Below are 26,044 nucleotides of genomic sequence, written 5' to 3' on the forward strand. Positions count from 1 at the left end.
CGCAGCATTTTAAACCTGATTATTGATCATCTCTGATTCAGAGCATCACATGACCCGGACGAGATCGCGGGATGCGAAATCTCGAAGTATCCTGGTCGTCGTACACATCGGCGCAAGCAGAGCAGTGTGTGCTAAACGCCCAGCAATACATGCGATGCTTTGATGATCGCGCTTACCTTATTGCCAAGTTGCAGATCGAGGGCTCTGACGCTGGCCTTTGTGATGGAGGCTACTATTGGAGTTCCGCCAGCCAGCTTGATTTCTACCTCGCTGTTCACAGCTCCGGGCTCCAGTCTTGCCACCTCTCCGGAGAGGACGTTGCGGGCGCTCAATTTCGCGTTCTCGACATTCTTCCCGACCATGACTTCAGAAGCTTTGATGATTGCGTGGGCGGCGCTGCCTTCGTGCAGGCCGAGGGAGTCGACGCTGTGGTTGGTGATGATGGAGACTACCGTTTCGCCACCCTGGAGAGCGAGCGTAACCTCGGCATTCACCGCGCCTTTGGTGACGTTCTTGACCGTACCGCCAAGCACATTGCGCGCGCTGATCTTCATTCGGATACCTCCTGTGGACTGGCCGACTGTGTCCGTAGATGATGGGATGAAACTCAGGTCGACCATTTCCACGCCCAGAAGTTTTACCACAATCGTCTGGTTTGCATCTAACTTCATTTACTTCGATTTCTTCGATTTCCTCCATGAGCGCAGTTGAGGAAGTTGAGGAACTGCCGGGCTGAAGTCCCTCAAATGAGGTCGCTGGTTCTAAGCGGAAGCGCGGCTGTTACGCTGAAATTTCCCCCTTCACAAGCTCGCGGCAAATCCGAGTTCTAAAAGCTGATCCGAGGGTGGCCTATTTTAAGTGGTTTTACAAATACACCGAAGAATATGATTGTTTTCAAGAGTGAAGCTGAGAGAAGCAGCATGAGCGAAGGTACCGAGCCTGAAACTGGAATGGAACTTCGCGACTTACTGGTCGACGGCGAGTTTGCTCTCCGGCGAATATCAGGGGAGCGCAAAGATCGAAGATTCGAAGCCTTACATCGGTTGGCGCATGTTTTTGCGGAATCGCCGGATGTTGGGCTTCAGCAACTGGTTGATATCGCTGTTGAATTTTGTGGAGCGGACAGTGCTGGCATCAGTCTGGAGGAACGAGACAATGCTGGTGAGTTGCGATTTCGCTGGATCGCCATCGCCGGCAGCTTTGCCCACTACCTGCATGGAACCACGCCACGCTTTTTCAGTCCCTGCGGCACGTGCCTCGATAGAGGAAGGCCGCAACTCTATCGTGTTACCAAGCCTTATTACGATTTTCTCGGCGTCGTAGCTGAGCCGATTACGGACGGAATTCTTATCCCCTGGACCGCCGACGACATTCGAGGAACGATCTGGGCGGTGGCCCACCATACCGGGGAGGCCTTCGATATCGAGGACTACAGGTTGTTGAATAGCCTGGCGGATTTTGCTTCGATGGCAATACGGCATGAGCGGCGGGAAGAATTGCTGCGGAGACGGGAAAGAGACGAGGCTTCTGCCGCGAGGGCTCACGAGCTTGCCCATCAAATCAACAATCCTCTACAGAGCCTGACCAATGTCCTCTTCCTGGCATCACAGGGCGGAGAGCGGGCGCCGCGCTTTATCAATCAAGCCACCGTAGAGTTAACCGCGCTCTCGGAACTTGTCAGCAGTCTACTCAGCGTGGGCAATGACGGCGACTGGCTGACGAAGGGCAAGTCGAAACCCTTTCAGCGCGAAACGAACGAAAAAGGCCTCCCCTCCAACCCTTAATACCGTCCGACTTTCAAGGCTCAGATCCATGGCCGAATGACTATCAGCAAAGGTGCGACTTATTTCAAAATCTTGCTGTATGGATTTTGTCAAAGATGGCGAAACAGACGCCGAGTCGAGTGAGGGGCTGCGCGTTAGCAAACTACAAGACACTGTGGCACTTGCAGAATTGAAGCTGAAGTATCGCGGAGTTTGTCGTTACCAAATCGCGGTGAATTTTGTTCCGGCTGTAACGCAACTGTAAAGCAATTGACACCCTGCGGGCTTTACTTAGGATGTGCTGGAAAAATCCCCTTCCGGCATGGAGGAATGACGCATGCAAAAGCTTGTTGCCACGTCCCTGGCAGCGTTGCTGGTTTCGAGCCAGCTTGGCTCCCCCGTTGTTGCAAACGCACAGCGGCACGGCGATACCGCGACCCCGATTCAGCATCTGGTCGTGATTTTCGGCGAAAACATCTCGTTTGATCATTACTTCGGAACGTATCCGAATGCTGTGAACCCCCCGCGCGAGCCGGCGTTCTGGCCAGCGCAGAATACGCCAAGGGTGAACGGCTATACAGACGGGCTGCTGTTCAGCAATCCAAACTTTCTGAATACGGCTGGGAATAAGGATGGGGCGGTGAATCCATTCCGTCTTGACCGCTCTCAGGCCGCCACGTCTGACCAGGACCATGACTACACACCGGAGCAGCAGGCCTTCCACGGCGGCTTGATGGATTCGTTCCCGCAGTACACGGGAACTCCGGGACCTCCGCCGAGCGGACAGACGACGAATGGCCTGGTGATGGGCTACTACGACGGCAACACGGTGACCGCTCTGTGGAATTACGCGCAGCGCTACGCCATGAGCGACAACTCGTATGACACGAACTTCGGGCCATCCACTCCAGGTGCGATCAACCTGGTTTCCGGGCAGACGAACGGTGTCAGCGACATGAGCAATGCCGGTGGCGACGTGATCGAAGACGGAGCGGGTGGAACTACGCTGATCAGCGATGCCGATCCTGTTGGCGATGTCTGCTCAACGACGACCGGCGCCTTGGTGCAGTTTAGCGGGCAGAACGTTGGCGACCTGTTGAACGTCCGTGGCATCACCTGGGGCTTCTTTGAAGGCGGATTTAATCTGCAGACGAAAAATCCAAACGGCACGACCGGCTGCAAGCGCTCGCACACCTCGGCGATCACGAAGAGCGCCAAGGCTGACTATATTCCGCATCACCAGCCGTTCCAGTACTACAAGTCAACGGCGAACCCGCAGCATGTGCGTCCGAGCTCGACGTGGATGGTCGGCCAGACGGATCAGGCGAATCACCAGTACGACATGGACGATTTCTATACCTCGGTGAAGGCGGGGAACATGCCGGCGGTGAGTTTCCTGAAGGCTCCTGGTTATCAGGATGCGCATGCCGGTTATTCTGATCCGCTGGATGAGCAGACGTTCGTGGTGCAGGTCATTAACTTCCTGCAGCAGCGGCCAGAGTGGAAGTCGACGGCGGTTGTGATTGCGTATGACGACTCAGACGGCTGGTACGACCACCAGATGAGCCCAATCGTTAACCAGTCGCAGACGGCAGCGGATGCGTTGACGGCGCCCGGGCAGTGCGGCAGCAGCGCCAACACTGCTCTTGGTGGCCCGAATGCAGATCATGTGCAGGGACGCTGCGGCTACGGTCCACGGCTTCCGCTGCTGGTGATTTCGCCCTATGCGAAGCGTAACTATGTCGATCACACGATTACCGACCAGAGCTCGATCACTCGCTTTATTGAAGATAACTGGCTCGGTGGACAGCGCATTTCTGGTTCGTTCGATGCAATTGCGGGAACGCTGAACGGCATGTTCGAGTTCAAGAGGAACCCCAAGAATGACGGGCTGTACCTACTGGACGCGAGCACTGGCCTGGTAGTAGTCGATCAGGGTGGTCATTGATCAGGTTGTAATTTTTCTCTTCCGGGGTAGCGGCCGGGGGCTGCTACCCTTTCTCTTTTGAGGGTCGGAATTTCTTGATTACACGAAGAAGGTTTGTCGCCGGCAGTGGGATGGTGCTGGCAGGTGGTGTATTGGGCCGCAAGATTTCTGCGGCAGAGAAGGCTGAGGCGCTTGATCCTTCGACATTGAAGGCGTTTGTGGATCCGTTGCCTGTTCCTGCGGTAGCCAAGGCAGTGGGTGTGCGGCAGAATCCGGAGGACAGCAAAGAGCAGATTCCGTTCTACCACGTCGCCATGCGAGAAGCGATGGTGAAGGTGCATCGCGATCTGCCGCCGACGAAGATGTGGACGCTGGGCGGGAGCTTTCCGGGGCCGACGATTGAGACGCAGATTGCGAAGGGAATGATTGTCGAGTGGATGAATGAGCTTCCGGCGAAGCATTTTCTGCCGATCGATCACTCGTTGCACGGCGCGGGCAAGGATGTGCCTGAAGTGCGTGGGGTGGTGCATCTGCATGGCGGGCGCACGCCTCCTGAGAGCGATGGCTATCCGGAAGAATGGGTGGTTCCGGGAAAATCGCAGACTTGCTTTTATCCTTCGTCACAGCATGCGGCGTTGCTGTTCTATCACGACCACACGATGGGCATTAACCGGCTAAACACATATGCCGGCATGATGGGGATGTTCATCATTCGCGACCCGCGCGAAGATGTGTACGCGCTGCCGAGTGGGAAGTATGAAATTCCGTTGCTGATCTGCGATCGCATGTTGAAGACGGATGGGCAACTTGAGTATCCGGTATCAGAGAAGACGGGCGAGGTTTGGGTGCCGGAGGTTTTCGGCAATGCGATTCTGGCGAATGGGAAGCTGTTGCCGTATTGCGAAGTGGAACCGCGGCTGTATCGCTTCCGCGTGATGAATGGGTCGAATGGGCGGTTCTTCCGATTTTCGCTGGAGAGTGGCGCGGAGTTTTATCAGGTTGGATCAGACCAGGGATTGCTGGTTGCTCCGGCGAAGCTGAAGCGGGTGACGATGGCTCCGGGCGAGCGCGCTGATTTGCTGATCGATTTCAGTTCGATGGCTGGTCAGCGCGTGAACTTTGTGAGCGACAGCTTTTCTATTTTGCAGTTTCGTGTGGGCAAGACTGCGGCGGGTGAACGTGGGGTGGTTCCAGAAAAGCTCCATGAATTTGAGCGGATTGCTGAGTCGAGCGCGGTGAAGACGCGGCAGCTGACGCTGGATGAAAACATGGACGATATTCAGCGGTCGATGGGGATGCTGCTGAACAAGACGCCCTGGCACGCTCCGATTACAGAGAAGCCGGTGCTGGATTCGACGGAAATCTGGGAGTTGGTGAATCTGACGGATGATTCGCATCCGATTCATTTGCATTTGGTGCGGTTTCAGATTCTCGATCGCCGGCGATTCGAGGCGTTTCATTTTCAGGACAAGGGCGAGCTGTGGTTTACCGGACCGGTGGTGAAGCCCGATGCGAATGAAATGGGATGGAAGGATACGGTGCGCTGCGATCCGAATATGGTGACGCGGATTATTGTGCCGTTCAATGGATATGCGGGGCGGTATGTTTGGCATTGTCACGTGCTGGAGCACGAGGACAATGAGATGATGCGTCCGTTCGAGGTGGTGAAGGGATGAGCGCTTCGCGCTGGTCTGAGTAGCTTGCTCAGGGATGACATCGTCTGAGTAGGAGTAGTGTAGTACCCTCCCACCCTTTCGCAAAATACGCGAAAGGATGGGGCACCCGTTTGTCGTACCTACAGATGCAAACTGCAGATCCTTCCACTTTTCCTTCGTTTTACTCAAGGTCCGCGTCAGGATGACAAGTTTTGGCGAGGTCAGATCTTCAATTCGGGGAATGCGGTGATGCGTAGTTTTGCGGCGGCGTAGGGGACGAGCGTTACTGTTTCTTCCGGCTGGTCGCAGGTGACAGGGCTTTGCGGGACGGGGTTTGCTACTCCGTCTTCGGCGACCCACGCGGGAAGCTTGCGGGCTTTTACTTCGAGCTTTACTGGTGAAGCTTTGAGGGTGAATGGGCCTTCAGCCACGGGTAATTCTGTTGCTTTGATCTCGTCTGTTTTGACGGCGTAGTTCCATTGCGTGGTGGGGTAGACCTGCCAGTCGGCGGTCATGCCGCGGTCGCGCAGCTTGAGCCAGTCTTCTCCAATGGGGTAGGAAAAGACGAGCGGACCGCGCTCGAAGGCGATGGAGTTGTTGAAGCCTTTGTTGGCGCGCGCTTCGAGTGGGAGAGTGAGTTCAACGGTGTCGCCCTGCTTCCATGTGCGTTCGATTTTTGCGAAGGTTCCGGCTGGGGGGGATGGTTGTGACTGGCCATTGACGCGGATGCCGGCATCCTTTGCCCATGCGGGGATACGCAATTGCAGCGGGAAGTTCAGGGCTTTCTCTGCATGGACCGCGATGCGGATCTTGTCACGGAATGGGTATTCGGTTTGTTCTGTGATGCGAACGGGCGTGCTGCGAATCGTGGCTTGGACTTCGCTGGGCGCGTAGACGAGGGCGGCGATGCCGTCATCGCTGCTGGCCATCCAGAGATTCGCGGTGAGCTTGGGCCAGCCCTGATGGAAATTTGCTGCGCAGCAACCGAAGTTAGGTTCGAGTCCAAAGAGATTGGATTCGGGGCCATCGGTGGTCCACGGCTTGTGGTTGAGGCTGCACTGGACCTGATTCGGTTGCTGATTGTATTGGTGCGCCCACATGTCATCGGTGAAGGTGCCTGGCAGGCAGTTGTAGGCGAGGCGTTCAAGTCGGTCTCCGAGTATCGGAGTGCCCATTACTGCGAGCGCCACTTCGAGCGAGTACATCATCTCGACCACGGTGCAGAGTTCTGTGCCCTGCGACGGGTTTGGTCCGGCGAGATGCTCATCGGCAGAGAAGATGCCGTTGGGCAGGCCGTGATAGCGGTCGAGTTCGGCGAGTTGATGCATGAGCGCGTTGCGGTCGGTGTTGTTTCCGCTGAGAAGTGACCAGACGGGCGAGGCCTTGAGCGCCATGGCATTGTTAACGCCGTGCGTGGCGAGTGCCGTATCGCTGAGTCCCTTGTGCTCGTCGAGCTTGATGAATTCCCGCGTGATGCGATGGGTGTATTGGAAGTTGGCGAATTCGGCTTGCCAGTCGTATCCCTGCTGATGGAGAAGCTTCGCGAGTTCGATGAGCTTGGGGTCGCCGGTGCGGTTGTAGAGCCAGAGCACGCTCAGGACTTCGTCATGCCAGCGGAACTTGCCCCAGTCTCGCAAGGGACGCGTAGACAGTTGCGAGATCTGGTATGAGAAGTAGCGCTGCATGAAGGGGATGACGCGCGAGTCGCCCGTTGCTTCCTGATATTGCGTGAGCGCTTTGAGTATGACCATGCGCGGCCACCAGTCGTCATTGGAGCGCGGGCCGATCATGCCGTTGGGCTGCTGGTTGTTGAGTGTCCAGTCGATGTATTTCTGAGCTTTAGCCTTGAGACGGGCATCGTCGAGCTGATATGCAAGCGGGACGAGACCGTCGAGGTAGTAGGGACCGCGCTCCCAGGATTCGCCGGTGCCGCCGAGCCAGCCGGAGTTTGGGCCTACGTCGGCCCAGGTTTCGTCGAGATGGCCGCCGAGTCCATTGCCTTGAATTTGTAACTGTGCGCGTAACCATCCTGCAGGTCTGATGGCGCCGAGCGGCAGTGGGTCGAAAGTGTTGGGTGTGAGTGGAGCGCGGTTTTTTACTGCGTTGTCTGTCGGGCCTGTGGCTGGGAAGCCGAATGCGCGTGTGTTTGCTGCGAGAGCTGCTGCGGCGCTGAGTTGCTTGCAGAAGGCTCTGCGATTGATGAACCAGTCGGACTCTGACTTCAAAGCTTGCTCCAGGAAAATAAAATCTGGAGGTATGGTAAGCGATCACATGTGTTGTCGGTATGAACCAGATGGACTATGCGCTAACTTCCTGCACGCCAAGGAGAGATGGTATTCCAGTGTTGGAGTTGTTCGGTTGCCCAGGCTGGAGTCTTATCTTTGTGGCAGGTGTTGCAGGCATTTGGAATGCCGAATTGTTCTGTCATTTTCGGCCAGATGAAGTTAAAGGTGTGACTGCTGACGAACTGACCTTTGATAGTGACTTCGATCTTCGGCATGTGGCAGGCTGCGCACTGGCTTCCAGCGCTGGTTTCGGCATGATGCGTATGTTCGGCGACTGATGTTTTCAAGCCTGCCGGATTTTCTTTGGTGTGACAGCCGAGGCAGAGTTCGTTTCCGGTAGCGATGAGGTTGGAGGGATTGTCACTGCTGTGAACGTCGTGGCAATCGAAGCAGCGCAGGCCACGGTGATACATGTTGCTGTGGATGAAGTCGTTGCCCTGCATGCGGTTTTTGTGTGCGGTGCCGTCGGGGAAGTAGTAGAAGTCCTGCGTGCCGAGCTTTGATTCTTCGAGACGCCAGTAGTCGGAGAGGCGTTGTCCGGGAAGGTAGCCTACGGGCCAGTCGTAATACTTTCCTTCGATGGTTTCCTGCAGGGGGCGTCCCTGTGTGTGGCACTGCATGCAGACATCGGTTCCACGTACGTTGTCGAGGTTTCGCGGATTGACGATGTTGTCTTTTGTCGGGTGCAGGACGTGGTCGCTGCCGGGGCCGTGGCATTTCTCGCAGCCCACGTTCCATTCGGTGACTTGTTTGGTCTCGATGTTGTAGTTGACGGAGTGGCAGCCGTCGCAGAGCGGACCTGTAGGCCGATCGAAGTTGCTGTCGGGATAGTAGGCGGCCCACCAGTCAGTTCCTTTCTCTACGTGAAAAGGCAGCCACTTCTTTTGTGCGATGTCCCATTGCGCGGGCAGAACGTAGTACTCATCGCCGCGACGGGTGAAGTAACGCTGCTTCCAGCGGCTGCCGTAAACGAAGGCGACATCTTTCAGGTCGAAAGTACGCACGGGGTCGGGATGGGTGAAATCGCCGAGAAGAGCTTCAGGGTGTTTGGCGGGATCACGCACGACGTTGGCCATGCGCGTTTTCGACCAGCTGGCGTAGATTTGCTCGTGGCACTTGCGGCATTGTTCGGAGCCGACGAACGTGGCCTTGGTAGAAGTTTGAGCGCTGACGTGCAAAAGCGGTAGGAACAAAAAGATGCAGAGAAGAAATTCCGAGTGGAACCGGCTTCTGAACATGAAGAGTGGTCGCCTTAGTGTGATGTTACTGGTTCACACCACTGGCGAGAAAGCCGCCGTCGACAACTAATGTTTGTCCGGTTACATACGACGCTCCATCGGATGAAAGAAAGATGGCAGCACCGACGACTTCTTCTGTTTTTCCGAAGCGGCCCATGGGGGTCCGCATAAGGAGTTCCTTGCCGCGTGGCGTGCTGTCGAGAAGTTCGGCGTTGAGTGCGGTGCGGAAGACTCCCGGGGCGATGGCATTGACACAGACGCCGTGTTTCGACCACTCGACGGCGAGTGAGCGCGTAAGCGACGCGACGGCGGCTTTGCTGGCGGCATAGGCGGCGACTTCATTCAGTGCGACGAAGGTGTTGAGCGAGGCGATGTTGATGATGCGTCCGTAGCCGCGGTCGAGCATGTGCTTGCCAAAGATCTGGCAGGCGCGCAGAGTTCCAGTGAGGTTGGTGTCCATAATGCTCTGCCACTCTTCTTCCGGAAAGGTGAGCGTAGGCGCGCGCTTGATCTTTCCTGCGCAGTTGATGAGGATGTCGACTTTCTCGAAATGCTTGAGGGTCTCGACGAGGAGGTTTTCGAGCGAGGCGCGTTCTGCTACGTCAGAGGTGACGCGCAGGGTGCGCTTGCCTTTGGCTTCGATGGCGGCGGCGGTTTCTTCGACCTGCTCTTTGCGGCGCGCGGAAGCGATGACGTTGGCTCCGGCGTCGGCGAGGCCGAGGCTGAGGGCACGGCCGATGCCGGATGTTCCGCCAACGATGACGGCTGTTTTTCCTTCGAGGCTGAGTGGGTGGGACACTTATTTTTCGTACCTCAGGGCTGAAGCCCCTTTTCATTTTGATTTTTATTGCGAGGGCTAAAGCCCTCGCCTACCTCATCAAGTGAAGTGGCCTTTGTAGGCCCAGAGACCGAGGCCGGGATTTGAGATGAAGAAAATTTCTTCGCCGTTGACGGTGTTGTAGCCGTTCGCGAGTTTCGTCGGATCGTAGCGCCCGGTCATGGTGGCGAGGTCGGCGTAGCGGAAGCCTACGCTCTCGATTTCCTGTTGCGTGAGCGAGCCGGGGCAGTAGGTGATGTTGAAGCGCCCTTCCGACGAGCCGTGGATGAGGTGCGCGGCGGCGCTCAGGTCAGATGCGAGGTCGGGATGCTTCTCGACGGCTTCAAGTGTGGATGGCGTGCCGCGGTATCCGTACTTGCGGATGAGCGCGTCGATGGTTTTGTCTTCGCCGAATTCTTTCACTCCGGGTGCGAGGACGATGAGTTCGCCGCCATCGGCTAATGCCATACGCGTGCGGTAGACGGCTTTGTTACCGAGCCACGTGCTTTTGAATTCCTGCGGTTCAAGATAGACGACGGCTTTCTGGATGGAGCGGTCGAGCATTTCGAAGTTGACTTCGAGGCTCAGATCGGCGGCGCGGTGGAAGCACTCGACATCGTCGCCGACGAAGAGTCCGCGCACGGCTAGTCGGCCTTGCGCGTTGCGGCCGACGACGGTGTGCACGTAGACGATGGGTATGTTTTTCAGGAACTTGTCGGAGGCGTAATTGAGCACTTCGCGCACGGGATTATGGGCGCGACCCATGATGCGTTCCATGCCGTAGACTGCGCCGAGATAATGGCTGCGGTTGATGCTTTCGCGGCCGCCGGTTCCGATGAGGATGTTCTTGTTGTAGTTGGCCATGCCGATAACTTCATGCGGCACGACCTGTCCAATGGAGAGCACGAGATCGAAGCCGCCACGAACGATGAGACGATTGACCTGCGCGGGCCATGCATAGTTGAGTTTGCCTTCCGATTGTTGGTAAATATATTCGGCGGGGACTTCGCCCAGCGTTTCGACATCGGTGCGCCAGTTGTGGACGCGGAAGAGCGAGTGCGGCACTTCGCCGAACATCCGCGTGAGGCTTGCGGGTGACATGGCGGAGTGGGTGCCGAGCGCGGGGAGAATGGCTTCGAGTTTGTCTCCGTAGTACTCATAGGCGTAGCGGGTGATGTCGCCTGCGCGGGAGTGGGCGCGGGTTTGATCGGGCGGTACGACGAGGACGCGCTTGCGTGCGCCGATCGCGTCGAGTGCCTGAAAGAGCAGTTCGCGGAGTTGGTCTGGTGCGAGTTCTGTGGTGCTGCTTCCGGTGCTTAGATAGAGGCTCATGCGTTATTGCAAGTTTACGCTGGTACGACCACGCTGTTTTACCTCAGCGGCTAAAGCCGCTTTCTGCTGCTGATTTTTGTGCGAGAGCCGAAGCCCTGCCTACCTCTCTTTCTAAGGCTCCTTATGCCGGGACTTCGATTTTCTTCAGTCCGGGTGCGAGTGTGCGGAGGACGAGCAAGGCAATGAGGTAGGCGCTGGCCGCGATTCCGAATAAAGACGAGTAGCTGTGGGTGATCTCGAGTATCCAGCCTGTGCTGAGGGAAAAGAGCACTCCGCCGACTGAACCGGCCATGCCTCCGATGCCGACGACTGCGCCTACGGCGCTCTTGGGGAACATGTCAGACGCGGTGGTGAAGAGGTTGGCGGACCATCCCTGATGCGCGGCTGCGGCGAGGCTGAGCAGGCCGACGGCGACCCATTCGGAATCCGTTCGGCTTGCGAAGAAAATGGGCGTCACCATGCAGGCGAAGAGCAGCATGGTCGTGAGACGGGCCTTGATCATCGATGTGCCGGTGCGATTGAAGAGTGCGGGGAGCCATCCGCCGCCGATGCTTCCGACCGCCGATGCGTTGTAGACGATGATGAGCGGCAAGCCGAGGTGCGTGAGTCCGAGATGGAAGCGGGCGTCGAAGAATTTCGGCAGCCAGTAGAGATAGAACCACCAGATAGGGTCGGTAAGAAATTTCGCCAGAGAAAATGCCCACGTCTGGCGATAGCCGATGATTTTGCTCCAGGGGATTTTCGCGACCGACTGCGGCGGGTCGCTGTTGATCTTGTCGAGTTCAGACTGGCTGACTTTGGGGTGATCGGATGGCTTGCGATAGTGGGTGAGCCACCAGACGATCCACGCGGCGCTGAAGGCTCCGGTGATCAGGAATGAGGCGCGCCACCCGTAACGAATTGTGACCCAGGGCACGATGGCGGGCGCGAGGATCGCGCCCAGATTCGTACCGGAGTTGAAGATTCCAGTCGCGAGAGAGCGCTCGCCTTGCGGGAACCATTCGGCGGTAGTTTTGATGGCGGCGGGAAAATTGCCGGATTCGCCGAGGCCGAGGAAGAAGCGCGCCACGCCGAATCCAAATGCGGAGTGGGCAAGGGAGTGGGCCATGGCGGAGATGCTCCAGATGCCCATGACGATGGCATAGCCGATGCGCGTGCCGAAGCGATCCACCATTTGTCCGGCGAGGATGAGGCCGACGGCGTAGGCGAACTGGAAGGCGCTGACGATATAGCCATACTGCGCCTCTGTCCAGCCGATGCTGTGCTGGAGCGTGGGGGCGAGGATGCCGAGGACCTGACGGTCCATGTAGTTGATGGAGGTCGCGGCGAAGAGCAGGGCGCAGATGGTCCAGCGCGTGTGGCTACTGACTGGGCGGGACACGATGAGGTCGTCGGCCAGCGCTGGTTCGATCGAGTTGCCGGAGGCAGTCAAGTTCAACTTCTTTCGCGCGCCAAAATTCGTTTCGCTTGGTTATATCTTCGCAGCTATTCCGTAGGCAAGACGCATGCCCCGTATTGTCTCTACAGACGGTATGCTTTGCGGACGAGGTTTATTGTCAGATCCTGTGCCAGATCGAATGCTTCGTCTTCATCGATGCGGTGCTCGGCAACGAGTCGGGCGAGGTAGTTGCAGTCGATGCGGCGGGCTACGTCATGGCGTGCCGGGATGGAGAGAAATGCGCGCGTGTCGTCATTGAAGCCGACGGTGTTGTAGAAGCCGGCGGTCTCGGTTGCCAATTCGCGGAAGCGGAGCATGCCTTCGGGGCTGTCAAAGAACCACCACGGCGGGCCGAGGCGCAGGCACGGATAGTGCCCTGCGAGCGGTGCGAGTTCGCGGCTGAAAGTGGATTCGTCGAGCGTGAAGAGGATGAAGGTGAAGGACGGCTCGTTGCCGAAGAGGTCGAGGAGTGGTTTGAGTCCGTGGACGTAGTCGGTTCGCGTGGGGATGTCGGCTCCGGAGTCACGACCGAATTGCTCGAAGACCTTTTGGTTGTGGTTGCGGAAGCTTCCGGGGTGAAGCTGCATCACCAAACCGTCGTCTATACTCATGCGCGCCATTTCCGTCAGCATCTGTGCGCGGAAGAGTTCCTGCTGCTCGGGGCTTGAGTTGCCTGAGAGGGTTGCTGCGAAGAGTTTTTCTGACTCCTGTGGGCTGAGGTTTGCTGTGTTGGCAGTGGGGTGGCCGTGGTCGGTGGCTGTGGCGCCGAGCGATTTGAAGCGCTGACGAGTTTTGCGCAGGCCGTTGAGGTAGCCGGGCCATGTGCTCGTGTCTTCGCCAGTCTGATCGCCGAGCTTCCCGATGTTTTCGCGGAAGCCTTGGAATGCCGGATCGACTACGGAGTCCGGGCGGAAAGTTGGGAGAATGCGGGCTTTCCAGTTTGATTCGCGGATGGCCTGGTGGTGTTCAAGTGAGTCGAGTGGTGAATCGGTGGTTGAGAGGGCTTCGAGGTGGAAGCGCTCGTAGAGGGCGCGTGGGAGGAATTCGGGCTGCTGGAGTTTTTCTGCGATGACGTCGAAGTAATGATCCGCAGTGGCGGCTGAGATGCGCTGGTCGAGGCCGAAGAGGATTTCGAATTCGTAGTCGAGCCAGATGCGCGTGGGTGTGCCGCTGAAGAGGTGATAGTGCTCAGCAAAGATGCGCCAGACTTTGCGCGAGTCGATTTTGTACGAGTCGGGAGCGCCGGTCTGGCGGATCCCGAGCTCGTGCATCGAGACGCCCTGACTGTAGAGCATCCGGTAGATGTAGTGATCGGGCAGGATGAGGAGTTGTGCCGGATCGGGAAACGGATCGTTCTTTGCGAACCATGCTGCTTCGGTGTGGCCGTGCGGGCTGATGATGGGCAAATCGCTGATCGATGCGTAGAGACGACGCGCGATGGCGCGGGTTCCGGGGTCAGCGGGAAAGAGCCGGTCTGGATGAAGGATGGCCAAGTGTGAAGACTCCTGAGTGCTGGTTTGGGATCGGGTTTCGGAGCCCGGTACGCTATTCGAAATCTGGAATCACGATCATAGTAAGGCCAATGATGTGGTCAGACCACAGTAGACCAGTCTAGCCTCATCCAAGGGATTTTGGTCAAGGGCAAAAACTAGGGCGCAAAGCATGCGGGCAATGCTAAGCTCTGCATGCGGCTGCGTTTTCATGAATGGCGTTCCACGCGCATGGCGAATCACACGAATTCTAACCACGAGACACACCTGACGATGCAAGTGGTCAACCACGTTCGATCGATGATCGAAAATGGGACGCTACGGGCGGGCGACAAGATTCCGCCAGAACGCGAGTTTGCAAAGGAGCTGAAGATCAGCCGCGCGAGTTTGCGTGCTGGTATCGGGCATCTGGCTGCGATGGGCGTGTTGAATGTGCGGCACGGCGTGGGGACATTTGTTGCCGATGGACCACCGGCGTTGGGAACAGCATCGCTTGCGCTGTTGGGCGCGCTGCATGGATTCAAACCGTGGCAGATGTTTGAGGCGCGGGTGATCCTCGAGAGTCATCTGGCGGCGATGGCGGCGGAGCGCGGCAAGGAAGAGCACTTCACCGCGCTGGCAGAGGAAGTCACGGAAATGTACGCGACCTTCCATGAGCCACAGGAATATCTGATTCACGACATGCGCTTTCACCGCACGATAGCCGAGGCATCGGGCAATCCGATTCTTGCTCTTCTGATGGAGACGATCACGGTGGCGCTCTACGATGAACGGCGCAAGACGGTGGAGCATGCGCGGGATTTGAAAGAAGCAGCCGAGGTGCATCGAGAGATTTATCGGGCGATTCGTTCGCGCAACGTGAACGAAGCGCGCTCGGTGATGGAGAAGCATCTGAAGCTCGCCGAGACGGCCCAGGAGAGCGAACGGAAGCGCGCAGCGAGCAAAAAGAAATCTGCACGAAAAGATTCGAACGGCGAGTAACGAGACGGCTTGCGAGGCATGATCTGCTTCTGCGGTGACGTCATGCTTCTCAATGTTTGCGTTTACATATCGGCTTCTGCGGCATATCTTGCTCTGGGAGGAGATTCCGCTCGAAATATGTTCAGAAAAAATTTGTCCGTATTCATGCTGGCTTCACTTGGATTGCTGGCGGTATCGACTGCCGCGGTTGCGCAGTCTTCAGATCTGGCGGCAACGCCGCCGATGGGCTGGAACAGCTGGAATCATTTTGCGGGAAAAGTGACGGATGCAGATGTGCGCGGAGCTGCCGATGCCCTGGTGTCGAGTGGAATGCGCGATGCGGGTTACATTTACGTAAATATCGACGATACCTGGGAAGGCGAGCGTGACGCGAGTGGCGTCCTGCACACAAACAGCAAGTTTCCCGACATGAAGGCCCTTGCCGATTACGTGCATTCGAAAGGCTTGAAGCTGGGGATTTACTCGGGACCAGGACCGAAGACCTGCGCCAAATACGAAGGCAGCTATGGGCACGAGGAGCAGGACGCAAAGATGTACGCTGCCTGGGGCATCGATTACCTGAAGTATGACCTGTGCAGCTTTACTCAGCTGATGAAGCAGCAAACCGGCGACGAGCATAGCGAAAAGGCTTTCGAAATGCAGAAGGTCGCTTACGAAAAGATGCACAAAGCGCTGGTTGCGACCGGACGTCCGATCGTCTATAGCCTTTGCCAGTATGGATGGAATGACGTGTGGGAGTGGGGTCCGCAGGTGGGTGGCAATCTGTGGCGCACGACGGGCGATATCAACGATCACTACGATCGGATGGAGCAGATCGGGTTCTCGCAGGCTGGGTTGGCAAAGTTTGCTGGACCGGGACACTGGAACGATCCGGACATGCTGGAAGTGGGCAACGGCGGCATGACGGATGATGAATACCGGCAACACATGACGCTTTGGGTGATTCTGGCGGCTCCGCTGCTCGCCGGGAACGACTTGAGCAAGATGAGTCCGGAGACGCTGGCGATTCTGACGAATAAAGATGTGATTGCTGTGGACCAGGACAAGCTCGGCAAGCAGGGTGATCGCGTGTGGGCCGAGGGTCCGAAGGAAATCTGGGCGAAGCCGTTGTCGGGCGGAGCGAAGGCAGTGGCCTTGTTCAATCGCGCGCCTGATCCGAAGGCGATCACACTGAAGCTGAGCGATGTTGGTTTTGGCGCGAATGCAAAGATGCGCGATCTGTGGACGGGCAAGGATGTAACGTCCACGAACGGTGCTTACACTGTTCTGATTCCGAAGCATGGGACCGTGTTGTTGAAAGTCAGCCAATAGCGCATGGACTCAGGGCGTGAGCTGGCAGCGAGGACGCTTGCGCGCGTCACGCGCCGGCTCATTCCTTTTCTCTTTTTGTTGTATGTGTTTGCTTATCTCGACCGCGTCAATGTTGGCTATGCGGCGCTGTTCATCCGGCGCGAACTAAACTTCAGCAACACCGTATATGGTACGGGCGCAGGGCTGTTCTTTCTGAGCTATGCGCTGCTGGAAGTGCCTTGCAATATGATCCTGCTGCGCATGGGGCCGCGTCGGTGGATCGGCTTGCTGCTGGTGGTGTGGGGCATCATTTCCGCGAGCATGGCGCTGGTGCGTACTCCTTTTGAGTTCTATTTATTGCGGTTTCTGCTGGGTGTGGCGGAGTCTGGGTTCTTTCCCGGGATCATTCTTTATCTCACGTACTGGTTTCCGAAGCAGCAGAAGGCGCGGGCGATGGCGCGGTTCCTGTCGGCGACGGCGGTTTCCGGAGTGATTGGCGCTCCGCTTTCGAATTTGTTGCTGCGGTTGGATGGGGTTGCCGGTATCGCTGGATGGAAATGGCTCTTTGTTGGCGAGGGCGTGCCATCGATTCTGTTGGGGCTGCTGGTGTTCCGGGTGCTGGCCGATCACCCGGCGAGCGCGTCATGGCTGCCGGAAGACGAGCGGCAATGGCTGATCGAGACACTGGAAGCGGAGCGATCTGAGATCTCCGCTACGCACTCGGTGCACTTGCGCGCGGTGTGGCGTAACGGCGTGATGTGGCAGCTTTCGGCCATCTATTTTCTGCTGTCGGTTGGGTTTTACAGTCTGAGCCTCTGGATGCCTGTGGTGTTGAAGCAGTTATCAGGCGCTTCGGAGCGGCGTGTGATTCTGCTGACGGCCATTCCTTGGCTGTTCGCGACGCTGGTGATGCTGACGATTGGGTATTTTTCTGACAAGCGGCAGGAGCGACGGCGGTTTCTGTTGGGCAGCCTCGCGGGCGCAATCACCGGCTTCGGGCTGAGCGCATGGTTTACGCATCCGACGCTCGCGGTGGCAGCGCTTTCGCTGGCTGCGGCGGGAGCCTGGGGTTGTCTTGGTCCCTTCTGGGCTCTGCCCACAACGACGCTGCGCGGGACTGCGGCTGCGGGTGGGATCGCGATTATCAATTCTGTCGGTGCTCTGGGCGCGTTTTGCGGGCCTCTGCTGATGGGGATCGTCAGCGATGCGACGCATAGTTTCGCTGCGGCGCTGGCAACGGTGGCCGTATTGATGCTGGTTGCGGGCGGGCTCGTCTGGCGGTTGCGGGTTTCGTGAGTCCCCCTGCAGATTTTGATAAATTCCTGAAACTAAATGGTTTATGTTTACGACCTTCATCTAAACTGCTGAAAACAAGTAATTTGTCCTTAAATTATCTGGAATCAATAAGAAAAGCCCGTCATTTCTGACGAGCCTTCTCTAATTCCTTGCTAATTCCATTATAGCGAATTGCGCTAGACAATCCGCCAATTTGCTCTGTCTTTTCTCTCTTTCGATTCAGCTAGTTAGCAGATTTTTTGCCGATTATCCCCTTGACAAAGGAAAAGCAAGCAGAAAGTCCCGGGGCTAAAGCCCCTTCTTTGTCGGGGGCCTAACGCGGGGCTGAAGCCCCGCTCTCTACCGTCGTCCTGCTTCACAGGACAAAAGGTCTACTCCGACCTCTGTCAAAGATATCTAGCTCGATTTTTTTTCGACGACAGGGGCTTGACTGGATAAAGCCTTGAGCTTTTCGTATCTAGCCTTGCCACGCGGCTACTTTAGTTCATCTTCATTCCCGGCATAGGGGAGTGGTCCATGTTGTCGTGGCCTTGGTTGTCGTCATCGACGGACCAGACCTTTTTCGGGTCGGTTTTATAGGGGTAGACGTGGACCATCCATCCGAAGATGTGGGGATGGAATTCGCCGCCTGCTTCCTCGCACGCTTCCCTGGTGGTGATGGAACCGAGCAGGCCGAATTTTGCATCGGGGCCGAAGTAGGCGGCCTTCTGGCCTTCGGGGGCTTTGCAGAAGTTGATGTGCTGGTGCCATTGCGCGATGCTCAGCGGGATGCGGTCGTTGAGTTCGTCTTCCGGGGCGTCGACGCGGTCGGTGTACATGGCTCCAACGAGCTTATATCCGCCGTCTGCGGTTTTTGTGTAAAGGAGCGACGTTGGTTTTAGTGGATCGAAGTGCGACCGCGCTTCGAGTCCATACTCGGCCTTAGTGAAGTGGTACTGGTGCTGCGGAACGTTGGGCAGGAAGATGACGTAGCCGTCCGCGAGAGCCTTGCGGTAGTCCTGGTAGGGCGCCATGGCTTGCTTGGCTGCGGCTGCGATGGCGTCGGCTTTCTGCTGGTCGCCGGGTTTGGGCGGGCGCAGGGTGGGTCATGTACATGTGTCCCGACGTGTGAGCCATGCTGGTGGGCTGGGTGGCTTGTGACGTTTCCGCTGAGGCTAGAGACGCAGCGGTCAGGCAGAGGAGCACAGCTGGCCACTTTTTTAAGCGAAGCCGCATACGCGGTATTGGTCGGGACATTGATTAGGCTCCCTGTTTCTGATTTCAGAGACGCTGTGTTTGTGATCGGAGTTGCGGTTACTTGTCTGAAGCTTGATGCTGAATTCCGCTGCGCTCATTCTCTGGATTCTTTCGGAGGATTGCGCCTCAGAATGACGGCTGGGAGAGGTTCGTGCTTTCCCACATCTTTTCAAGATGCGGGGCACCCTTTTTCGTGCCGCTTTTCGCGTCTCAGTGCAATCTTGGGAATGCGGTTTCTTATCGCTATGTGCGCACTTCGACGCATTTCTTATGAAACCAGTAAAATAAGAAGTGACGATGAAACGTCTGGCCATCTCCCGGGCACGATTTCCACGACAATACGCGCAGACGACGGGTCCTATTCTCGGCCTGATTGAGGATCTTCGCGCAGAAATGCCCGCATTCAGGAGAATTGGCCAGCCTTTTTCGATGGAATACGTGAATTTATGAGTGCTACGAAGCTGGAACCGACACATAGCGAACTGCAACAGCAAATCCATAACCGTGAACAAATCTTTGATGCCTTTCGCCGCTGGGGTTATCTACAGGCGAACCTCGATCCGCTAGGCCAATACCTTTCTGCGGAACCTATTCCTGAACTGGATCTTGAGGGTGACGATGCCGATGAGGCGCGCGGCTATTATTGCGGCACGATTGCGGCGGAGTTCATGCATATTCCGCACCGCGAGCGGCGCGCCTGGATTGCGGCGCGGCTGGAAACGGAAGCTCCAAGTGTGGATGAGAAGCGGATTCTCGATCTGCTGATCAAGGCCGATACCTTCGAGCAGGTGATTCAGTCGCGGTATCTGGGGACGAAGCGCTTTTCGCTCGAAGGTGTGACGGCGCTGATCCCTTTTCTTGACGAGATGCTGCGCCGCTCGAGCGAACTGGGCGCGACAAAAGCTGTGATTGGCATGAGCCATCGCGGGCGCTTGAGCGTGATGGTGAACACGTTTGGAAAATCGCCTGCGGACATTTTTTCGAAGTTTGAGGACGTAGACCCGCGCAGCATTCTGGGCGGCGGCGATGTGAAGTATCACGTGGGCGCGACGGGCTGCTACATGACGCGGAATGGCAAGGACATTTCGCTGCACCTGGTGTCGAACCCGAGCCACCTGGAAGCGGTTGATCCGGTGGCCATGGGGCGCACACGGGCGAAGCAGACGCGTATTGGCAAGGACGGGCAGGAGCGCGTGCTGCCGGTGGTGATTCACGGCGATGCTGCGTTTGCCGGGCAGGGGATCTGGGCCGAGACGATGAATCTTGGCTCGGTAGAAGGTTTCACGGTTGGCGGCGGCATTCATATTATTGCCAACAATCTGATCGGGTTCACCGCTGAGCCCGAAGAATCGAACTCGTCGCGCTTTGCTTCGGATCTGGCGAAGCGGATGCCGATTCCTATCTTCCATGTGAATGCCGAGGACCCTGATGCTGTGGTGCGGGTTGCGGCGCTAGCTGTGGAGTATCGCTATACGTTCAAGACCGATGTGGTGATTGACTTGATCGGATACCGCCGGCATGGGCACAGCGAGGTTGACGACCCGACGATTACGCAACCGCTGCGCTATGCGAAGATCAAGGACCATCTGCCGCTCTATCAGATTTATGCGCAGAAGCTAGGCGCGGATGTCAGCGGGCGGGTGAAGGAGCTTCAGACCGAATTTGCCGAGGCGCAGCGCGCAGCCAAGTCGATGAAGAAGATGCCGACACTGGCGGTGCTGCCGGATTACTGGTCGGCGTATCGGGGCGGGAAGTACAAGGCGGAGTATGAGGTCGAGACGGGGTTGACGGCGGAAGAAGTCGGCAGGATTTCTGATGGTCTGGCGAAGTATCCGGCGGATTTTCATATCCATCCGAAGATCAAGAAGCTGTTGGAACAGCGGGCGGAGATGGGGCAGGGGAAGCGTCCGTTTGACTACGGGATGGCTGAGGCTGTGGCGATTGGCTCGTTGCTGACGCAGGGAACTCCGGTGCGGCTGAGCGGGCAGGATAGCCAGCGTGGGACGTTTAATCAGCGGCACAGCGCGCTCGTCGATATTGAGAATGAAAACCTGCATATTCCGTTGAATCATCTGTCGCAGGATCAGGCGAAGTTTGAGGTTTACAACTCGATTCTGTCCGAGGCTGGAGTGCTTGGCTTCGAATATGGCTACAGCCGCGATTATCCGGAGACGCTGGTGATGTGGGAGGCGCAGTTTGGCGACTTTGCCAACGGCGCGCAGATCATTATCGATCAGTTCATCTCGTCGGGTGAGGACAAGTGGGGGCTGCTGGGTGCGATTGTGGTTCTGCTGCCGCATGGGTATGAGGGCCAGGGGCCGGAGCATTCGAGTGCGCGTGTGGAGCGATATCTGCAACTGGCGGCGCATGACAATATGCAGATCTGTCAGCCTTCGACGGCGGCGCAGTACTTCCATCTGCTGCGGCGGCAGGCGATGCGCAAGTGGCGCAAGCCTCTGATTGTGTTTACGCCGAAGAGCATGTTGCGGCATCCGGATGCTGTTTCAGAGCTGGCTGATTTTGCCCAGCCGCACTTCCTCAACGTGCTTCCGGAGACGGAGATTGCGAATGCGAAGCGGCTGCTCGTCTGCACGGGCAAGATCGGGCATGAACTGCGCGTGGAGCGCGAGAAGCGCAAGGACACGGCGACGGGGATCATTTTTGTCGAGCAGCTTTATCCGTGGCCCGAAGCGGAGCTTGTAGCTGCGATCAAGGCGCATCCGGAGGCGCATGAGGTGATCTGGGTGCAGGAAGAGCCGGAGAACATGGGCGCGCTCTCGTTTGTGATGCCGAGGCTGAAGCGGCTGGCGTTGCGGGATCGCCAGGTGCTGAGCATCAAGCGGTCGGCGGCGGCGAGTCCGGCGACGGGGTCGGCGAAGGCCCATGAGATGGAGCAGAAGACGGTGATCGAGCTGGCTCTGAGCGGTGGGTTGCAGAGTAAAGTTAGTCAGTAGCCTCGCTTGCTGTAACGAAGGCCGCTGTTTTTTGAAGCGGCCTTTTCGTTTTGGTAAGAAAAGCTGTTGAGAGACCGGGTGAGTCAGCGCTTCGCACGGATTCTTTCACTCGATGAGCAGGACGATACCCGACCCATGGGGCGCGTGCTTCACATAGGGCATTTCGATCTCCGAAAGTCACCTCTCTGCAACTTGCAATTGATTACCTTCGAGTTGATGGCCAAAAGATAGGCGAATCTGCGGCGAACCCGTCAAGAATGGGTGATGTCAACGTGATGTTGGGTCTTATAACGGAGAGACCCAATTTGCGATATGGCAGCCGTTTCGCCAATCTCGAAGTCCATCCTCTCCCGCTCTAGGTCGGAAAGATAAGGCAAGATGCAATTGAACCGGTTCGACGCGGGTATCATTCACTTTGTAAATCAATTCTCCCAACGGTCGTGGCTTGCAGACCACGTCATCTGTGGGACTTCCGACAACGAGCTCATGACCGGCGGATTCATCATGAGCATCTTCTGGTGGGCCTGGTTTCGCAACAAGGACGCAGAGGAGCGAGACAGACAATTGATTCTTTCAGCCATTGTCTTGTGTACTGCAGCATTATTTTTCGCAAGGGCGCTCGCGCTCCTCCTGCCTTTCCGCGAACGTCCGCTGCAGAATCCCGAGCTCCATTTCCGTGCTCCACTCGGAGTGGATCCGAACATTCTCTTCGGCTGGAGTTCTTTCCCAAGCGATCATGCCGTTCTCTTTTTTGCTTTGGCGACTTCAATCTCTTTTCTTTCGCGCAGGTTGGGTATCCTGGTATTCTGCTATGCATTTTTCATCGTCTGTCTGCCGAGAATCTACATGGGAAACCATTATCCGACTGACATATTAGCGGGCGCGCTGCTTGGAGTCTCCATTGCTTTTCTCTTGTTGGTCAAAGGTCTAAGAAACTGCTTAAGCTCTATCCCGATGCTTTGGCTTGAGCGCTCTCCTGCCTCGTTCTATCCCTGCTTTTATCTCATTACGTTTTTGTTCGGAACCATGTTCGATCCTCTGCGTTCCTTTGTTTCTGCCGCTCGGCATGCGGGTCATTACTTCATGCGTCATCATGTCTAACCTGCATGGAAATCGCATCACCCTCCATTGGGATTGCAGTGCGTTTCGTGCCGCATTGCCCAGAATCGCGACCCTCCACAAATGAGTTCGTTGCCCATGTGGGAAGGCATTCTGCATATGTGTCACTTCTCTGCCGCTCCGTGTCGGGGCAGCGACGGCTTGCAATTTCGTGGAGATACGGTCAGATATCGTGGGACAACAGACGAGCAGAGATCATCATCTGATCTTGAATTGGGATGTGCTTTCTTCCTTTGCTCGATTGCTCCAGGCCTAAAGCCAGGATGTCCCGAGATGATTGTTAAATAAACAATGTGAAAGGCCGGTTATGCACCGGTGCATCGATGGAGCAAATCTTCGGAGCGAATACCTGGCGTCGGTCGATGGGCTAATCGCCACGCTTAAGAGACACGGCATTTTCGATCCCGAGACAAAGATAGCTTCCGAACGGTCAGCCAAGGCATATCAGAGGTGGCATTACCATTCGGCAGCCTGTAAGACCTGCCACCGGGGTCGCATTCCCGCAAAACCCGTGGACTAAGTCTGATTCTCGCGGAAAAACCCCGCCAATCTGTCCCTTATGCGGAGTTTAAGGCGGGCAAATCGACACCGCGAAGCGCCTCGAGCAAGTCCGGCTTGTTATAGACGAAGGCCAAAAGCTCGCGACCGTGGCTCATGCCAGTCACATCGTAGATGTTCCGCATGTAGTTTTTGACCATCTGCTCTGAAATTCCGACCTGGTTTGCTATGTCTCCATTGCGCAGTCCATCGACCGCTAATGCTAAGACGCGCTTCTCCATCGGGTTTAATTTCTCGAGAATCCGGCTCTCACTCATGGCTCACCTAAAACGTTTTAAATGGTTAAAAATGCGGTGTTTAGAACTGCTCCAGGAGTGGTCATCACGTGGGTGATGACAGTACCTTAGTTCCTACCCCAATTGCCTACTTCAATACAGGGAAATCACGCCCCGTCCATATACACAGTATTTCGTTGTTTGCTGAGTCACCTTGCCTGCATTCTTTGAACCATTCTGTAGTTGAAGATGATTCACGAGCATAAAATTCCGCATTTATTTGGAAAAGCAGCGATATTTGTGCAAACGAATATGTTGCGAATTGACTCCCGGCTTCACCCCGACGAATACCAACTCCTGAAGCAACAATACCTTCCTGGAGTTCTACAGCGATCCATCGTGAAGGACGGTGTAATTTGCCAGGATGCAGCCACCGTCGATCGTGCGGCATTCCATCAACTTCAGGCGCAATCGATGGCCAGAGTCACGGAAGACGGGAATACCGGAACCTAGAAGGACCGGATGAATGTTCAGCCCAACCTGGTCGATCAGGCCAGCGGCGAAAAGTGATTGCGCCAGCTCGCCTCCGCCCATCAGGCAGATTTCATTGCCTTGACGCTGTTTCAGATCGCGGATAAATTCGATGGCGTCGGACGAGACAAGCTCGGCACCTGGAGTCTCGATGGCGGCGATGGTGCGCGAGAAGACGTACGTTCGTATGGCGGGTTCTTTCGTTTGATCGGATTCTTTCTGGTTCTGCGCAAGAGAAACTTCGTACGTCTTGCGGCCCATAAGAATGGTGTCGACGTTCTTCCAGTAATTCGTCACGACTTCCTGAACATCCTTGCTGAAATGGAGCCAGTCGATCGAGCCGTCAGCGGCGGCGAGGAAGCCGTCCAGGCTGATGGCTCCGCCATAAGTGACGAGGCGCATAGCGCGCTCCTTTCGTCGACGCACAATCTTTTCACGAGTCAGGTTCGTTGATTCAGGATTTTCGCCGAAGTTTGTAAAAGCAAATCGCAATGAGATTGCTGCAAATGGTCGTTCCGAGGATTTTGGCGGCGTAGAGGCGCGCGTTGACGACGTCGACGAATGGGTAAGCCGAGATGAGCAGGCTGAAGAGCGTCGCACAGAAGCCGATCATCGAAGTCCACTTGAGCCAGCGCGGCAAGGCCTTGCGCAAGCTGGCTGCTCCGGCGAGCGGAACGGCAAACATCGCCAGATACGCGAGTTCGTAATGCGTAAGGCTGGCATTAGACAGGACCTGAAAGGCTTCCTGTGCGTGCACTCCTATATTTGCCAGCACAACCAGCAGAAAGACGAGGGCTGCGGTGAAGAGGATGGAGTTTGAGGGCGTTCGCCACCGCGGATGCAGGCGCGTGAACCATGCTGGAACAAGATGATCCCAGCCTGCAGCGAGGGGAAGGCGCGTGACGCCGGTGAAGATGTAGCTGGAGGCTCCGATGAGTCTCAGCTGAAGCAGAAAGATTGCTGCGATGGCGAAGAGATTTCCGATGCCCGTGCTGCCGAGGGCGATGCGCATCGTCTGCGGAATCGGAGCAATGAAGTCGATACGGCCCGGACGCGCGAAGGCTACCACTGAAGCGGTGCCGAGAATAAACATGGCGCAAATAACCGGCGAAGAGATCCACACGGACTGGGCGATGCTTTTTGCGGGTTGCCTGCTCTCACCGGCGAGGATGGCGATGTATTCCAGGCCGCAGAGCGCGCCGAAAATCATCTGGCCGAAGAGTGCAAGCGAGCGCAGCGTGGCGGGAGGCAACTGGACGGCGAGAGGCACCCACTGAATGGGAGCATGACGCGCGATGGCCCAGAGTGGCAGCAGGATCAGCGCAGCAAAGACGACGAGTATGGCGATGCCGCCGATGTTGTGAATCCACTTGCTCAGGGCCAGACCTCGCAGCGCAGCGATGGTGATGGCTGCGATGGTGACGGTAACGACAGCAGTGGATGCGAGATGATTTTCCGGAAGCCATGCGGCGGATGGACCTATGAGATAAGAGAGCTCAGTAGGAATGGCATAAAGGATCGTAGCGGTAACGGCGATGCCGTAGAACCAGATGTTCCATGCTGTGAGGAATCCAATGAGGTCGCCGAATGCTTTGTGCGACCAGACGTAGAGGCCGCCCTCAAGCGGAAGCTCGCGATTGAGCGCGATGACAGAGCCCGCCATGGGGAAATAGAAGACCAGCATGGCCGCGATCCATGTGAGGGTTTGTGCTCGTCCCAGCCCGGCGGCGACTCCAACCCATGAGCTGCCGACCACGCAGAGAATCTGCGTAAGAACAAGGTCGCGCAGCCGAAGTTGTCGTTGAAGGCGGTGTTCCGCGGTGGTGATTTGGGCCGTCTTCATTCGGGTCTGCTTCAGCCAGCGCGGAGGTCTTCGGAGCTGATGGCGTGTCTTCGCATCGTACTCGGTCGAGCGATTT

Annotated in this window: 19 protein-coding genes; 8 read left to right on the forward strand and 11 right to left on the reverse strand. The window is 56.7% G+C overall.

The genetic code is table 11. From position 1 onward, the window contains the following. Window positions 1–131 precede the first annotated feature (131 nt). Window positions 132–671, reverse strand: a complete 540-nt coding sequence (locus tag H7849_RS26205; protein ID WP_222439742.1) for a TOBE domain-containing protein — start codon at window positions 669–671, stop codon at window positions 132–134. 249 nt (window positions 672–920) lie between these two features. Between H7849_RS26205 and H7849_RS26210 the strand changes: the two genes are divergently transcribed. The 3 genes from H7849_RS26210 to H7849_RS26220 all read left to right on the forward strand — a co-directional run bounded on the left by H7849_RS26210 (window position 921) and on the right by H7849_RS26220 (window position 5,366). Next, window positions 921–1,784 carry a GAF domain-containing protein gene (locus tag H7849_RS26210; protein ID WP_186743379.1) on the forward strand — a complete coding sequence of 288 codons (864 nt, stop codon included), beginning with the start codon at window positions 921–923 and terminating at the stop codon, window positions 1,782–1,784. Window positions 1,785–2,100: 316 nt separating this feature from the next. Continuing rightward, window positions 2,101–3,711 (forward strand): phospholipase C, encoded by a 1,611-nt coding sequence (locus tag H7849_RS26215; protein ID WP_186743380.1) that lies wholly within the window; start codon window positions 2,101–2,103, stop codon window positions 3,709–3,711. A gap of 74 nt (window positions 3,712–3,785) precedes the next feature. Beyond that, window positions 3,786–5,366, forward strand: coding sequence for a multicopper oxidase family protein (locus H7849_RS26220; protein ID WP_251106502.1), 1,581 nt, complete (start codon window positions 3,786–3,788; stop codon window positions 5,364–5,366). Between the two features lie 200 nt (window positions 5,367–5,566). Here H7849_RS26220 and H7849_RS26225 read toward each other — a convergent pair whose 3' ends face one another. The 6 genes from H7849_RS26225 to uxaC all read right to left on the reverse strand — a co-directional run bounded on the left by H7849_RS26225 (window position 5,567) and on the right by uxaC (window position 13,942). Next, a complete protein-coding gene (locus tag H7849_RS26225) occupies window positions 5,567–7,570 on the reverse strand; it encodes a beta-L-arabinofuranosidase domain-containing protein (protein WP_251106503.1) in 2,004 nt (667 codons plus the stop codon). A gap of 80 nt (window positions 7,571–7,650) precedes the next feature. Continuing rightward, window positions 7,651–8,868, reverse strand: coding sequence for a cytochrome c3 family protein (locus H7849_RS26230; RefSeq protein ID WP_186743381.1), 1,218 nt, complete (start codon window positions 8,866–8,868; stop codon window positions 7,651–7,653). Window positions 8,869–8,893: 25 nt separating this feature from the next. Next, on the reverse strand, window positions 8,894–9,667 hold the full coding sequence (locus tag H7849_RS26235; protein WP_186743382.1) for an SDR family NAD(P)-dependent oxidoreductase: 774 nt from the start codon (window positions 9,665–9,667) through the stop codon (window positions 8,894–8,896). A gap of 78 nt (window positions 9,668–9,745) precedes the next feature. After that, window positions 9,746–11,017: a nickel-dependent putative hexonate epimerase gene (locus H7849_RS26240; RefSeq protein WP_186743383.1), complete on the reverse strand. Its 1,272-nt coding sequence runs from the start codon at window positions 11,015–11,017 to the stop codon at window positions 9,746–9,748. Window positions 11,018–11,138: 121 nt separating this feature from the next. Next, window positions 11,139–12,449 (reverse strand): MFS transporter, encoded by a 1,311-nt coding sequence (locus H7849_RS26245; RefSeq protein ID WP_251106504.1) that lies wholly within the window; start codon window positions 12,447–12,449, stop codon window positions 11,139–11,141. 89 nt (window positions 12,450–12,538) lie between these two features. After that, a complete protein-coding gene (gene uxaC / locus H7849_RS26250) occupies window positions 12,539–13,942 on the reverse strand; it encodes a glucuronate isomerase (protein ID WP_186747910.1) in 1,404 nt (467 codons plus the stop codon). Between the two features lie 198 nt (window positions 13,943–14,140). On the opposite strand from uxaC, the gene H7849_RS26255 reads away from it, so the two are divergent. From H7849_RS26255 to H7849_RS26265, 3 genes are all read left to right on the forward strand, one after another. Beyond that, window positions 14,141–14,926 carry a FadR/GntR family transcriptional regulator gene (locus H7849_RS26255; RefSeq protein ID WP_251106505.1) on the forward strand — a complete coding sequence of 262 codons (786 nt, stop codon included), beginning with the start codon at window positions 14,141–14,143 and terminating at the stop codon, window positions 14,924–14,926. Window positions 14,927–15,043: 117 nt separating this feature from the next. Further along, window positions 15,044–16,237: a glycoside hydrolase family 27 protein gene (locus tag H7849_RS26260; protein WP_186743385.1), complete on the forward strand. Its 1,194-nt coding sequence runs from the start codon at window positions 15,044–15,046 to the stop codon at window positions 16,235–16,237. Between the two features lie 3 nt (window positions 16,238–16,240). Beyond that, a complete protein-coding gene (locus H7849_RS26265; RefSeq protein WP_186743386.1) occupies window positions 16,241–17,512 on the forward strand; it encodes an MFS transporter in 1,272 nt (423 codons plus the stop codon). A gap of 479 nt (window positions 17,513–17,991) precedes the next feature. Here H7849_RS26265 and H7849_RS26270 read toward each other — a convergent pair whose 3' ends face one another. Further along, the gene (locus H7849_RS26270; protein ID WP_186743387.1) at window positions 17,992–18,525 is read right to left on the reverse strand and encodes a hypothetical protein; all 534 of its coding nucleotides are present in this window, start codon (window positions 18,523–18,525) and stop codon (window positions 17,992–17,994) included. 669 nt (window positions 18,526–19,194) lie between these two features. Here H7849_RS26270 and H7849_RS26275 point away from each other — a divergent pair. After that, window positions 19,195–21,702: a 2-oxoglutarate dehydrogenase E1 component gene (locus tag H7849_RS26275; protein WP_186743388.1), complete on the forward strand. Its 2,508-nt coding sequence runs from the start codon at window positions 19,195–19,197 to the stop codon at window positions 21,700–21,702. A 378-nt stretch (window positions 21,703–22,080) separates the two neighbouring features. Further along, window positions 22,081–22,803, forward strand: a complete 723-nt coding sequence (locus H7849_RS26280; protein WP_186743389.1) for a phosphatase PAP2 family protein — start codon at window positions 22,081–22,083, stop codon at window positions 22,801–22,803. A 575-nt stretch (window positions 22,804–23,378) separates the two neighbouring features. Here H7849_RS26280 and H7849_RS26285 read toward each other — a convergent pair. The 3 genes from H7849_RS26285 to H7849_RS26295 all read right to left on the reverse strand — a co-directional run bounded on the left by H7849_RS26285 (window position 23,379) and on the right by H7849_RS26295 (window position 25,968). Continuing rightward, window positions 23,379–23,636: a helix-turn-helix transcriptional regulator gene (locus H7849_RS26285; RefSeq protein ID WP_186743390.1), complete on the reverse strand. Its 258-nt coding sequence runs from the start codon at window positions 23,634–23,636 to the stop codon at window positions 23,379–23,381. A gap of 342 nt (window positions 23,637–23,978) precedes the next feature. Further along, window positions 23,979–24,527, reverse strand: a complete 549-nt coding sequence (locus H7849_RS26290) for a dihydrofolate reductase family protein (protein ID WP_186743391.1) — start codon at window positions 24,525–24,527, stop codon at window positions 23,979–23,981. 52 nt (window positions 24,528–24,579) lie between these two features. Further along, window positions 24,580–25,968 carry an APC family permease gene (locus tag H7849_RS26295; protein ID WP_186743392.1) on the reverse strand — a complete coding sequence of 463 codons (1,389 nt, stop codon included), beginning with the start codon at window positions 25,966–25,968 and terminating at the stop codon, window positions 24,580–24,582. Between the last annotated feature and the right edge of the window lie 76 nt (window positions 25,969–26,044).

It is taken from the genome of Alloacidobacterium dinghuense (assembly GCF_014274465.1).
Classification (GTDB): Bacteria; Acidobacteriota; Terriglobia; order Terriglobales; family Acidobacteriaceae; genus Alloacidobacterium; species Alloacidobacterium dinghuense.